We start from the raw sequence: 13,109 nt of genomic DNA on the forward strand, positions 1-13,109 counted from the left end.
ACACGACGACTCATGTCCTGAATATTGCTGCTGTCAAATTCGACCTTAATAATCGTGTTAGCGGTTTCCGGATTACCAAGTGAAGAAAACGGGGATAATGTATACAACGAAAATATAAACTGATCCTTCCCGTACATCCTTTTTTTAGATACCTGCCAGCCGTTTTTAATCATTTGCTTTAATTCTTTCTGATCATAAAAAACGGCTCCATTCTCTGATACAACACGTCCGAGCGAAGGTGAATAAATACTCAGACCGGTTCTCCAATTAGATGAGCTTTCTTGGAGTCCAAGCTTGGTTTGGATTCGTTTGACAAGGTTAATGCCATCCAGATTGAGAACCTTGTCCTTTAAAAAAATCGCTTGAAAACTGGCTACATCAGGATCATGAATCAGCAGATGCGGCCAGGAGGAAATCATTTCAATATTCGTATTCACCTGATTTTGAAAAAAAGTCAACTGGTTATAATTAGACTGATTCAGTTCCTCACGTAACACGCCTGTCGTTGTCTGATTAGAATAGACATACAGGATTAGCACAGGAATAAGCAATACGATAACGATAGAGACGATTTTAGTATAAAAATTAAATTTAAACATGAGTTCTACACATCCTCTGCACAAAAAACAAGCATACTTAAATGGTATGCCAGAGCCCTGACCTTCGTTGCCATCAGAACATACTATACATTATTAATGGTTGGCGGTGATAAAATGTTTGATGCTAAGCAAATGGAATGGTTCAATCAACTATCCGCTGAAGATCTGGCGATATTAGGTGCCGGCTTCACTACACTAGGTGATTTTTTTGCTTTTTTGGCATTGATTAGAGCCAAACAGGAGCCTAAGGAAAATAATTTTGTGGCTCTGGTTAGGGCCAAACAGGAGCCTACTAAGGGGAAAAAAAAGTAACGATACGATCTCATAACATATTATTTGACGACAAATTTTACGCGAGTTCCATCCTCATACTCATCCAATTGGTGACTGACCCATGATCCTGCCCCACGATTATCCTTAGGAGCTATGTATTTGACATTTGCACCTTTTCCACCTTCTGAGCACATAGCCATTGGCCATTCGTCACGATCGTATCCTTTACGAGTGGGAACTCCTGTAAGCGAATGCTTGCGATTTTGCTCGGCTCCTTCACGGTCAATGGTGCATATGGATGATTTCCCCGCCTGAATGGCCTCCTTGATATGCTGCGCCGTTTCAGGATAACGACCTGACGGAAATTGCAACGTAACCTGAGCCGTTGAAGGCGGGTTCTCTCCTGTCGTTTTCGTAAGAAGATTGGCACCTTCAAACCAATACACGCCAGTAGCTAGCAGCACTAGAGTTATAAAACTTAACAACTTTTTCTTCAATTTTCCTCTTCCCTTCAAGCTATTCCAGTGGAAAACCTTCAATCAAGGAAATCCCCGAACTTTATTTTCTATAACCCGACTCAATGAGATATCCAGCGGACAAACCCGAAGAAGGCACACCACAGGAGAAGACTGATCAATATTCCCCAAAATAAACCTTTAAAAAGCTTCATACCGCACTGACAACCTTTCCGACTGGGCTTTGCCCTATTATAACATGCCAGAAAGACTGTTGTCGCAACATGCCCCGCATATATCTTAATCATAAATATTTTAATTTTAAAACATAATAATCTGAAGATAAATTGGAATCATTCCGGAAATAAGTTTCATCCCATCGGAAATGACAATTATGATATAAAAAAAATCACATTTTAATCAAAATTTAATGAAAGTTTTCCGAAAATGATGTATAATTATTGACATAATAAAACGTACGAGGTGATCATCATGGCATTATTAAACAGAGTACAGGAGTTAAAATTGCAACTACCTAGCGAGCATCATAGCATTTCACAATACGTGGACCATGCGCTGCATTCAATTGACAGCTTTGTGGAGCAACATCGTCAATTTATAGCCGCTCAGGCTTTGTATGGTGAAAAAATTAACGGCACGGAAGAAAGACTGTTCCGAGATACCATTTCCGAGATTAAAGCTCAACTGGTGGCCACGCTGGAAAAGACGGTTGAAGACTTATCACACAAAGGCGACAAACACTGGAAGAACCATTATCAGGACGGCGTAGAATAAGTTAAAAAATAACCCCTGGTCATTGACCGGGGTTATTTTTGCATAAGCGATCATGAAGATTATTTTAGCACTCTGACAGAGGTAGCTACAGTCTTACCTTTATAAACCACTTTAATACTGGAATTTCCGTAAGCCAATGCCTTCACCTGTCCTCCGCTAACCTGTACGATAGAAGGCTTGGAGGAAGTCCATACCGCTGAACTTGTCACATTGGTAATTGTGCCTGTGTCATAAACCGCATTCACACTCAGCACTTGAGAGGAACCATTAGGAAGCTTCAAGTTCTTGTTACTCAATACCAGCTTGAGCAGCTTAGGTGTAACCTTGACCTCAATGTTAAATGACTTATTCTGGTATGTGCCCGTAATCGTCGCTGTTCCAATCCCAACCGCTTTGATGGCTGAGCCTTTTACAATCGCCACGGAAGCATTGGATGTTGTCCATTTCACTTTGTTGCTGAGGGTAACTTTTTTACCATCTGTATATACACCGATGACCTTGACCGATTGACTCCCTTTCAAATTCATTTCAGCGCTTGAAAGGCTTGGCGTCAACGTAGAAATCGTTCCTTCTACGATGACAGGCACTTTCACATATTTATTCAAATACATGGCCTTGATTCCGGAGTTCCCCCCGCTTACTGCTTTTACCTTGCCATTTCCTACTGTAACTGCCGCAGTAGTAGCCACCCAGCTTACCTGATTCGTAACATCGAGCGTTCCACCACCAGCCATTTGTGCTTTTACCGTGGGAACACTCACTTCTTGTCCTGCTACCAGCACATACTTTTTCTCGGATGCGGTCAGCTTGAGCACTTTGTATTGCACGGTTACCGGGATATCCAGCTTGATGGCACCCAATGTAGCTGTCAATGTTGCGCTACCCGGATTCACTGCAACCAGCTTACCGTCTGCGATTTTGACGACACTTTCATTGCTCAGGCTCCATTTAACATCGGATTGGACTGCTTTTTTGGCTCCATTGACCAAGTAAGCAGATATGCTCGGAAGAGCCGTTTTGCTTCCTGTTTCGAGCGATAAGCTCGCTTTGCTTGATATCAGTTTTTCAATGGTCGGCAATACGTTGACCTTCAAGGTCTTGCTCAAGCCGTGATAGGACACTGTAATTACCGAATTTCCTGCGTCCAATGGGCTAATTTTTCCTTGCTCCACTGTGGCAACCAGCGGATTGGAGGAAGTCCATTCTGCAGTGCTGGTGACATCAGTTTTACCTCCGGTAAGGTTCACATCAGTCGCTTTGATCTGAATTGGTGAACTCCCCAGAAAGACCGATTGGGAAGCGGATGGACTCAATATTAATGCCTGGGAAGAGGAACGTACATACACGATCGTTTGTGCTTTGAGTTCATCTTTGCTTGCTTTAATGTAAGTCATGCCCTTGGCAAGAGGACGAACCAGACCATCTTCCACTGTAGCCACGGACGGATTCGTGGATGTCCATTCCACATCGGATACTTTTTCTGTACCGCCCGCTGTAAGCGTACCTTGGGCAGTCAATTTCTTCGAATCTCCGCTCACCACCAGATTGATGGGACCAGATGGATCGATTTGCAGCTTGCTGTAAGGCGATTTAACCGTAATCGTTGTGCTTACCGTTTGCTGTTCATATGTGGCAACAACCTTAATTTGCCCTTTTGACACTGGAGTAATAAGTCCCTTATCTACCTTTAATATGCTTGAGTCTCCAGAGATCCATTCTGCCTTTTGTGTAACATCTTCTTTGCCCTTTTCTGTCAATGACCACACTTTTAATTGAGCGGGGTTTCCACCCAGATTGACTGTAGTCGGATTTTGACTGTCCCACTGTACCGTAGAGGTCTTGCTCTCCTCTGCCGCCTGGATCAAACCCGCTGGCAATGCTGCAAATAAAAACATCAGCACAGCAAGTAAGAAGGTACTCCGTTTGCTCATACGTTTCATACGTTCCATTCGTTTCTCTCCCTTAGTTTCAGCTCTATAAATAGGATATAATTAACAATCCTATTACTTTATCGGTAAACAGCTACTTGATTTGAACCCTTAGGAAGAAAAAAAGGTGGATTATAACAGTTAAAGTTCTCCGTGTAGCGACCTGACCACGAACAGATGACCCTCCTTGGACAAGGTTTGTCCATCATCCAGAACGACATCGTAATCCGTGTGACTGGTCAATTTTGTGTTGTAGGCAATCAACTGGTCTTCTTTCCAAACGGTCACCGCCGATTGAAAAAGAATGGCATTATCAAACTGCAATGGAACGCTCATCACATAACCGATAGAATTTAGCTTCGCCGGATGACGGCTTCTGCGCTCACGCCCAGGAGGGAGCATCGTAATATACGTAATATTTTCAAAAGGAATAGACAACATCTTCGGGCCTAAAATAACGCACTTGTGCGTGTCATCCCATTTTTCAATCGTGCCGCGCACCTTTTGGGTATGACCGTTGTTGCCGTGATATAAAATGACCTGACGTCCCTTCCATTGACGCATGTCCTCACCTCCAGTGCTAGCGGTTAGGAATCTCCCACCGAATCGGTTCCATTCCATGCTCCAGCAAAAATGCATTGGTTTGCGAAAAAGGCTTGCTGCCGAAAAAGCCCCTATGAGCCGCCAAAGGACTCGGATGGACGGATTTCAAAACCAAATGCTTGCTCGTATTCACGAAGCTTGCTTTTTTCTGGGCATGGCTTCCCCACAAAATAAACACTACCGGCTGCTCACGTTCATTAATCGCCTCAATAACGGCATCCGTGAAACGTTCCCAGCCTATTCCCTGATGAGATTGCGGTTGTCCTTCACGCACGGTCAGCACATTGTTCAGCAGCAGCACTCCCTGCTCTGCCCAAGGAACAAGGTAGCCCTGATTGGGAATGGGAGTGCCGAGATCATCACGCAACTCTTTATATATATTTTGCAGAGACGGCGGTGTACGCACACCTGGTCTTACGGAAAAGCTCAAGCCGTGGGCTTGCCCCTCTCCATGATAGGGGTCCTGCCCCAATATAACCGCTTTGGTAAGATGATATGGTGTTAATTTAAGTGCGGAAAACAAATCTTCCTTTGGAGGGTAGACTTTATGTATCTTGTATTCACGTGCTAATGTATACCTCAATTCATTGAAATAAGGCTTTTCTACCTCTTCCCGTAAAACTTCATCCCAATCATTACCAAACATAACTCCCGTCTCCTCTCGATATATGGGTCCCGAAATGTTTAGGCGTTTTATTCACAAAAAAATAAGCTGGTCTCCCTCATCCGGAGCCAGCTTATTTATTCGTTACCTGTGTTACATGCCGAAGGACCAGGATAGAAACCATACGATAATCAGCTACCGTTGGATCTAAATTCGATTTCCTTATTATAGCATTAACGATAATGGTGTCAAGTAACTGTAAGCCCAAATCCACACGGTACCTCGTAAAAATCAAGAGGTTGGCCCAGAATAGTAGGTTAAGCCTTATGAGCTGTTAGATATTCTAGCGCGTTATACAACATAACGGCTGCTTCCGCACGTGTAATCTCGCTTTTTGGATTAAACTTTTTATTTGCATCCAAGGTATTGACCTTGTATATCAGCGAACGCTGAATGCTGCCTTGATACGAAGGCTCCAACTTGCTACCATCGGCAATCGTTACAGGTGCAATTTTGATCATCGGCAGGCTACCTGCTTTTTCCATGCCCTGAATCAGCATATGGGTGAACTCTTCCTTGGTCAGCGTTTTTGAAGGATCGATATCTTTTGGAATCTCTACGCCATTATAATGCGCGTTGATAAAGGCTTCGGCATACCATGCGGTATCCTTAACATGGGCGAACAGTCCGCTGGCCTGTGGCGCCTTATTAAAATCAATAGCGGCCAAACTGAGCTGAAATCCGCCAGAGATCAACTGAATGCCTTGGGCAGCAGTCACTTTAGAGGCGGGGAGAAACTGCGTATCAGAGACCCCTTTGAGCAAACCCTGACTTTGAAGGGAGATGATTTTATCTTTGCCGCTTACGCTGTCCAAATCCTTGAACGGATTGCCCGCCGCAAACATTTGACCTCCAAAAGAGAAGGAAAGAAGTGATACTGTGGTCATGGCTGCGAATGCGCTTTTTCTCATATTCATGTAAGTTCCACCTTGTAGTTGAATTAGGCCGCCTGGCCATTAACAACCTCTTTGACGTAGTTCAGGATGGAAAGGTTGCAAGCGATCTAACAGAGATTCGGATGAAGATTGCCCGAACGCTCAATTCTTATCTTTCACGCCAATCACGATGACATCCCCCTCAAAATTATGCATATCAATAACCGTTACATTGTCCTGAAACGCTACCGAAGCTGCTGCAAATCGGCGGTATTCCAGGTCGATAATCGTAAAGTCATATTCTCTGAGATCGGCGTCTAGCTTCAGGACCGTGTTCACCGGCACATAAATAGCAATTTTTTCGAAGCCTCTGGTTGAGGCAACTCGAATCTCTTCCGTGTTCTTAAGTACTATGTTCCAAGGCTGCAAATCTACCAGTCCGTACATCTGGAACAGCCACTTCGCGAATCCATAATCCCACGCTCCTTCAAATTTAAGGGCAGCCTGCCATTCATAGGGGCTATCAAAACCTTCCCCGGTAACTCCAAAGCGCTTCCCTTTTTTGTGCCAGCTCCATATTCCATGTGCTCCATAGGTTACGCCGGCTCCCGCACCGGACAAAAGACTTTGCCATGCAGCTTTACGCACGTCGGCACGGCCGAAACGACCGTATTCTCTCCGGCTGTATCCCATCATCTCGTAGCAAGGTTCCGAGTTTAGCACAGGCCGTGTTACCCGCTTGTTGTAGAAGTCCAACGCCAAGGTGTAGGCCTTGGACTGAAACTGCGAATTGTGACCTGATTGGTACATGTAAAAGTCCAAATTAGGATCGTTAATGAACTCATCCGGCAGATCCGCCAGTCTCCCCTGAATGTGGAGAGTAGTCAAACACTCAGGACTATGCTTCTTCACAACGTGAAGTGTGGTACGGTAATACTCGTTCGCTCGCTCTGACGGGAAGTCGGTATCCCCGCTCACGATATAGATAGGGTGATACTTTGAGAATCGGTCTGCCGCGTAACGCACATACGGTTCTACCGCCTCCAGAGGCATCTTTTTCTCATCACGAAGCTTGGCCGCCCATGTATCCGGGATATAATTGCACCAAAGCAAAACAAGCGCGGGTACAAATCCCTTGCTCACCGCCATCTCGACCATTGTCTCCGCCCTGTCAAAATAGTCTGGATTCAGCGAATAAAAATCGTAGCTCCCGTCCTCAATCCGTACGAACGGTTCGTAATCCAAATCACTGCCGCTGGCATCCCACTGACGCAGCAAATTGATTTGCAGAACATTAAACCCCTGGCTACTTCTGTAGTCAAGATAATCAGCCCATTCCTCCAGTGAGATGTTGGTAAATGCGCTCCAGACGGTATCCGCCAGATAAAAAAATGGAACTCCTTCATTGACAAAGTAACGTTTGTTCTCCGCTATGCCAAGCTTTATCATACGGCATCCCCCTTATTGCTGTAATGACAGAAAACGGCGAACAGTTCGCCGCTTTCCCTTTTATTGCTCATTTATGAAGTAACGATACTAGCTTGGGCTCCAGCCGTTCCCTCCTGCTCTGACTTCTCCTGTGCTTCGCGTTCCCTGTTCAACGCTTGTTTATCAAGTGTTCTAAAGAACGGATAGTAAATCAACATACAGACGGGAATGAGCAAAAGCTGTGCAGCTGCAAGTCTCCAGCTCCCCTCAATAAAGCCCAGAGCAAAAATCGGAGTGCCAAATGCCGGGTAGATTCCGATGGGTGCAGGCAGCAAGCCCGCAGTTGTCGCAAAATAACCGAGGACCGCGCAGACGATAGGAGCAACGATAAACGGAATAGCCAGGAGCGGATTCAATACAACTGGAATTCCGAAAATGAGTGGCTCGTGAATCGAGAAGAAAGTCCCCGGAAGACCGAGCTTGCCAATTGTGCGTAATTGCTTACTCTTGGCCAAGAAGACCAGCAGGAGAGCGAAGCCCAGCATCGGCGCATAGTTTGAGAAGATATACCAGAAAGCCAGCCCGATAATGTTTGGAAGCGGAGCTCCCGCCTGGAAAGCGTCGAGATTGGCAAGATCCAGGCTCATCCAGATCGGTTTGACGATGGCAAGCGTTACGATTGCGCCGTGGATTCCGAACATCCAGAGCACCTGCATAATGATGAGGGCGACAATCATAGCCCCCAGTGATCCACCCAGTCCTTCCAGTGGCACTTGCAGATAGGTATAAATAAACTCATGGACCGTACCGAATGACGTATGCATGAACAGACCGGAAACAATAACGAATACCATAGCTACGAGTATCGCCGGAATCAATCCTGAGAATGTTTTGACAACGGTGGGCGGTACTCCTTCGGGCATTTTAATGGTCCAGTTGCGATCGACAATCCAGATATACAATCGGGAAGCCAGCAAGCCAACCAACATAGCGACAAACAAACCCTGCGCACCGAGCCACTGAAGTGGAAGCGCCCGGACTTTATCGAATGTTTGAATCGGCGTCAAAATAAGAAACGAGAGCAGTGCCGTTGCTGCGGGAACCAGCGGGTCCTTGTCAAAAGCTTGCGCCAGTCTGTAGGCGATGAAGAAGACTGCATAGAGGGCGATGATGCCAGTTGTCATCGTCGATCCTAATCCGATAATACCCTTGATGGGTGTGATGAGGTTCTGGTAAGGCTCCCAGGCAAGTGCGGAGAAAAGCGTCGAAAATGCTCCAATAATCAAAAAAGGAAGGGTGGACATCAGTCCATTTGATATAGCACTCATATAGCGATTTTGCTGAATTTTCCCAGCGTATCTTTGCAATTTATGCGATAGTTTTTTTTCGTTAGCCATATTCCTTCAACTCCTGCTTTAGAGTTTCATCTGTTGTACTATAATCTAGAGAACGCTTCCATTTGAGTAAATCACATTTTTGTACCCATGGAAGCTGTTCTTGTGAATAAGAAAATGTCTTCCTTTATAGATTTAACGCTTCGGCAAGTACCTTTTCACCATTCATCATGCCATAATCCATTCTGTCGATTACGCTTACCTTGATGCCTTTAGGCTCGTATTTGGTTTTAAAATCGTCTTCCAAGTAGCCGACCTGCGGTCCTATCAGCAGTACGTCCGTTTTGTCCGCATACTCTTTAAAAGCGCTTTCGGAAGTAGCTCTGATTTCAACCTCAACATTTTGAGCCTGTGCAGCCTTCTGCATTTTCTGTACCAGCATACTTGTAGACATTCCTGCTGCACATACAAGCGTAATTTGTTTCATTGGTTATTCCTCCCCGATAATGGTGTTATGGATACTGCTGCTTCGTAACGGTTCAATCTGCTGTAAAGTTCCACGATATGTCTCGCCAGATCCTTGGTTGTAATGGCAGACATGAGATGGTCTTGTGCATGCACCATTAGCAGTGTCACTTCTTGAGTTGTCCCACCCGCTTCCTGCTGGATCAGTCGCGTCTGCGATTTATGCGCTTGGACCAGCTCGTTCTTGCATTCTTCAAGACATTCTGCTGCCTGCTCCGCATTACCCTTCTCAGCAAAGCTGATAGCTTCCATAGCTTTACTCTTCGCAATACCCGAATTTGTTATAAGTCCCATTATGATTTCCTGATACTCATCCATTGAATTCACCTCATGCATTCATCTCTTTAGCTTACAGATTCAGTGTATACGATTCTTGCCGACTTCTAAACGCAACCCTTTTCCACTAGAAGCGGAAATGCTTACAATGGTAAAAATAGCAAAACTCCGCACGATGCTTGTTCAAAATCCAAGCAGATGTTGTGCAGAGCTTTATTTTAATACAGTTTATGTTTGACAATAATTTGAGCAAAATCCCCGTAGGTTTTGCATTCCAGCATTTGCTGGATAATATCGGAGTCGTCGACCAGCCCCATCAGATGCTTATACATTTTCGCCGGAGGCTCGTCGCCGTTTTTGTTAATACTAAGCAGGCAGACGAACTGCACGGGCTTACCGGACCAATCTATGGGAGATTTCAGTGTACAGACCGCCCATACCGTCCGGTTGCTTTGCGGAATAATGGGATGAGGAATGGCTACCAGATTTCCGTAAGCCGTAGGAGCAGCATTTTCCCTTTCCAGCACCAATCCGATGAATCCCTCGGAAGAGCGGATCAATCCGGAAGCATGCATTTTTTCTCCCAAAAAAGTAATAATCTCTTCTTTTGTAGTGAAGTTCTGTCTCAGAAATACAAGCTCTTCCATAATGTAGCGGAAAGTAAATTCGCCTTCATCCGTCAGCAGCTCTTCAATCTTATCGATGTCACCGCCGCCAAGCAGAGTCTGAACTACCACGACCGGAACGGATAATGTCTGCGGGATTGGAACTGTGCTTACCACAAAATCAATGCCATGCAAAGGAACCTGCTGCAATTTGTAATACTCGGTCGTGCCAGCAACCTCAAGCCTTTCACCGAACTTGCTACGTAGCTTGTAATACAGCAAGCGGGCACTTCCAACACCCGAAGTGCATACGATAAGGCAGCGTTTAGGTCTGTTGTTCATCTGCTGCCTTTCCATGGCGGCCCCGATATGAATCGCCAAATAACCCATTTCTGTCTCTGGTATAGCCAAATTCAGTTTGCTCTCGATCAACTTGGCACCTATGACCCCTGCCTGAAAAGCCAAAGGATAATTATACTTCACATGATCCAGCATCGGATTACGGATATTCATCCCATATTTTACGCGGTTTAGCGCCGATTTCAGATGAAGACATATGCCCATTAACAGTTCTTGATCCCGGCTAATATTCAGGTTAAAGCCCCTGTCAATTTCAGCCAGCATTTCTCTGCCAAGCTCATAAATCCCCCGATCCAAGAGCTTCTGAGGCCCCGCCTCTTCTGTCTGTTGCTCCGTAACTCCCTCAAACCACTTGTTCCCGGCCAGATGCATGGCGATATAAGCAACCTCATCCTCCGGAAAGGTCAAATCCATTTGCTTTTCAATGTGGCTAACAATATGTTCAGCGGCTCGAAATTCCTCGGTAGCCCGAAAATCTTCCCCTTCATCGGAAAGCATCGCGACCCGGTTCCCATCGCGAATACGCTTGCAAGCTATAGCGATATGAATGGACAGGTTGTTGAAGGTAACATCCGACAAAGTGACCCCGTGGTTCTGGATTTGCTCCAGAATAATACCGCGAATGAGTGTCATTTCCCAAGGGGTAACCATTCTCGATGCAGCCTCCACGCCCCCAGTCCTTTCTTCTTCAGAACGGTTGACGATGAATTCAGACATGCAGAAACGTAAGCGAACCTCGTCGCCCCTCAGCTTGACACCGTAATTCGGGCGCTTATCAATGCCGATTCCGTAAGCCTGTAGCATATGCTTAACCTCTTTGAAATCATTTTGTACGGTGGATTTGCTAATGTATAACTCATCCGCCAACTCTTCCAGCTTCAAATAATTTTCTGTAAGCAGGAGGCGCGAGATTAAATAACGCTGTCGGTATTCAGGAGAATTGGGATCATCCGGTTCGTTATACAGGAACAACTGCTGTAGGAGCGTACGAAAGCTGCGGTCGTCCGTGATTTTCAGTTCATACCCCCTTGAACGAACAGGCTGAATCGATGCTCCATGCTTGGCCAGAAATTCATCCAGTTCTCTGATATCGCTACGTACGGTACGTGAAGTAACCTGGAGCAATTTTGCCAGATGCTCGCTCTTGACAGGAGTGTCCGCAGCCAGCAAATGCTGTAGAATCGAAACTATTCGCTTATTCATTCAAGGTGACCCTCCGTTCTTTTGTCCAAATCTATCCTCTACTCAGGCCTGCTCGGTTAGCTCGCCTTTAGGTACGAAAGTGGCAGGAGCAGCACAGGAATTGCGCTCTACAAATTTCGTATCCACTGTGATTTTTGCTGTAACCTGCGTTCCCTGCTCAATAGTATCGGTCAGGAGATCGACAGCCAGAACGGCCATTCTTTCTTTTTCTACATGAATGGTCGTTAGCTCCGGCGTAACAATGACCGATTCCGTAATGTTGTCAAAGCCGATAATTGAAGTATCCTGCGGCACCCGGATGCCAAGCTCGCTCATGGTCTTCATGGCGCTGATAGCAATATAGTCGCATTCGCAGAACCAGGCCGTCGGCAAAGTTTTCCCGCTCTCCAGATAAACGGTTAACTGCCGATTCAGATCCTCCTGCGAAGTAAGAATGGTTGGCGCTACAGCCAGCATTTGTGCCTCCGGAATCTTCAGCCCCCGTTCCATGAGTGCCGCCAAAAATCCGCGTTTACGTTCCTCAAAATTATGAATTCGTACATTTGAAGCAATATAACCGATTGAGGTATGACCCATATCGCATAAATAAGCTCCTGCCTGATAAGCACCCATAACATTATTAATCTGGATAAATTGTACGGGAAGCGTATCAAAGCAGGTATCCAGCACAATCAGATTCGGCAGCTTGGCATGAATATCACTGATCTGCTCACGGGTCAGATTGGTTCCCAGAACAATGGTGCCTGCACTGCGTTTCTCCTCTGCAACCATCTGGATATCCCTCTGGAAAAATTCTACGTCGACCGTCGAGAAGATCAACGAATACCCTTTTTGTCGGCAACGTTCCTCAATAAACTGGATTAATTCTTTAAAAAATGGCTGCTGATAGTATTCCTCAAGGACAATGCCCGAATTTGTACACACGAGAAAAAGCAAGGACTTATCACTTCTTGAAGCCGTTATCGTCTTGCTTTTGGGACTGTATCCTGCCTCGTGGGCTACCTGGAGAATACGTTCACGCGTATCCGGGCCAATACCCGGCTTGCCGCTGAAGGCCAGTGAAACAGCTGATTTGGATACGTTGGCCAGCTTAGCGATGTCTTCCATTTTCATGCCCTAATTCTCCATTCTAAATAAGATGAACACAGCAGTGAAGTGAATAAGTGAAGTTTACACCGAATTGAGA

Annotated in this window: 13 protein-coding genes and 1 pseudogene; 2 read left to right on the top strand and 12 right to left on the bottom strand. The window is 45.6% G+C overall.

The window, feature by feature from the left end; all coding sequences use genetic code 11:
• Nucleotides 1-599, bottom strand: a pseudogene (locus QD47_RS22395) (two-component sensor histidine kinase); the annotation flags it as partial.
• Nucleotides 600-713: 114 nt separating this feature from the next.
• Here QD47_RS22395 and QD47_RS22400 point away from each other — a divergent pair.
• A complete protein-coding gene (locus QD47_RS22400) occupies nucleotides 714-911 on the top strand; it encodes a hypothetical protein (protein WP_044648210.1) in 198 nt (65 codons plus the stop codon).
• A gap of 20 nt (nucleotides 912-931) precedes the next feature.
• Here QD47_RS22400 and QD47_RS22405 read toward each other — a convergent pair whose 3' ends face one another.
• The gene (locus tag QD47_RS22405; RefSeq protein WP_044648248.1) at nucleotides 932-1,369 is read right to left on the bottom strand and encodes a NucA/NucB deoxyribonuclease domain-containing protein; all 438 of its coding nucleotides are present in this window, start codon (nucleotides 1,367-1,369) and stop codon (nucleotides 932-934) included.
• Nucleotides 1,370-1,819: 450 nt separating this feature from the next.
• On the opposite strand from QD47_RS22405, the gene QD47_RS22410 reads away from it, so the two are divergent.
• Nucleotides 1,820-2,122: a hypothetical protein gene (locus QD47_RS22410; protein ID WP_044648211.1), complete on the top strand. Its 303-nt coding sequence runs from the start codon at nucleotides 1,820-1,822 to the stop codon at nucleotides 2,120-2,122.
• Nucleotides 2,123-2,181: 59 nt separating this feature from the next.
• On the opposite strand, the gene QD47_RS22415 is transcribed toward QD47_RS22410, so the two are convergent.
• The 10 genes from QD47_RS22415 to QD47_RS22460 all read right to left on the bottom strand — a co-directional run bounded on the left by QD47_RS22415 (nucleotide 2,182) and on the right by QD47_RS22460 (nucleotide 13,036).
• Nucleotides 2,182-4,071 carry an Ig-like domain-containing protein gene (locus QD47_RS22415; RefSeq protein WP_044648212.1) on the bottom strand — a complete coding sequence of 630 codons (1,890 nt, stop codon included), beginning with the start codon at nucleotides 4,069-4,071 and terminating at the stop codon, nucleotides 2,182-2,184.
• A 120-nt stretch (nucleotides 4,072-4,191) separates the two neighbouring features.
• The gene (locus QD47_RS22420; RefSeq protein ID WP_044648213.1) at nucleotides 4,192-4,614 is read right to left on the bottom strand and encodes a YolD-like family protein; all 423 of its coding nucleotides are present in this window, start codon (nucleotides 4,612-4,614) and stop codon (nucleotides 4,192-4,194) included.
• 16 nt (nucleotides 4,615-4,630) lie between these two features.
• Nucleotides 4,631-5,299 (bottom strand): uracil-DNA glycosylase, encoded by a 669-nt coding sequence (locus tag QD47_RS22425; protein ID WP_044648214.1) that lies wholly within the window; start codon nucleotides 5,297-5,299, stop codon nucleotides 4,631-4,633.
• Nucleotides 5,300-5,574: 275 nt separating this feature from the next.
• On the bottom strand, nucleotides 5,575-6,234 hold the full coding sequence (locus QD47_RS22430; RefSeq protein ID WP_044648215.1) for an S-layer homology domain-containing protein: 660 nt from the start codon (nucleotides 6,232-6,234) through the stop codon (nucleotides 5,575-5,577).
• A 120-nt stretch (nucleotides 6,235-6,354) separates the two neighbouring features.
• The gene (locus QD47_RS22435; RefSeq protein WP_044648216.1) at nucleotides 6,355-7,641 is read right to left on the bottom strand and encodes an apiosidase-like domain-containing protein; all 1,287 of its coding nucleotides are present in this window, start codon (nucleotides 7,639-7,641) and stop codon (nucleotides 6,355-6,357) included.
• Between the two features lie 71 nt (nucleotides 7,642-7,712).
• On the bottom strand, nucleotides 7,713-9,017 hold the full coding sequence (locus QD47_RS22440) for a PTS sugar transporter subunit IIC (RefSeq protein ID WP_044648217.1): 1,305 nt from the start codon (nucleotides 9,015-9,017) through the stop codon (nucleotides 7,713-7,715).
• 124 nt (nucleotides 9,018-9,141) lie between these two features.
• Nucleotides 9,142-9,441: a PTS sugar transporter subunit IIB gene (locus QD47_RS22445; protein ID WP_044648218.1), complete on the bottom strand. Its 300-nt coding sequence runs from the start codon at nucleotides 9,439-9,441 to the stop codon at nucleotides 9,142-9,144.
• Nucleotides 9,438-9,797 (bottom strand): PTS lactose/cellobiose transporter subunit IIA, encoded by a 360-nt coding sequence (locus QD47_RS22450; protein ID WP_044648219.1) that lies wholly within the window; start codon nucleotides 9,795-9,797, stop codon nucleotides 9,438-9,440. The genes QD47_RS22445 and QD47_RS22450 overlap by 4 nt, the downstream gene beginning before the upstream one ends.
• A 176-nt stretch (nucleotides 9,798-9,973) precedes the next feature.
• On the bottom strand, nucleotides 9,974-11,923 hold the full coding sequence (locus tag QD47_RS22455) for a BglG family transcription antiterminator (RefSeq protein WP_044648220.1): 1,950 nt from the start codon (nucleotides 11,921-11,923) through the stop codon (nucleotides 9,974-9,976).
• Nucleotides 11,924-11,965: 42 nt separating this feature from the next.
• Nucleotides 11,966-13,036 (bottom strand): LacI family DNA-binding transcriptional regulator, encoded by a 1,071-nt coding sequence (locus tag QD47_RS22460; protein ID WP_044648221.1) that lies wholly within the window; start codon nucleotides 13,034-13,036, stop codon nucleotides 11,966-11,968.
• Between the last annotated feature and the right edge of the window lie 73 nt (nucleotides 13,037-13,109).

The organism is Paenibacillus terrae, from assembly GCF_000943545.1.
In the GTDB taxonomy this organism is placed as follows: domain Bacteria; phylum Bacillota; class Bacilli; order Paenibacillales; family Paenibacillaceae; genus Paenibacillus; species Paenibacillus terrae_A.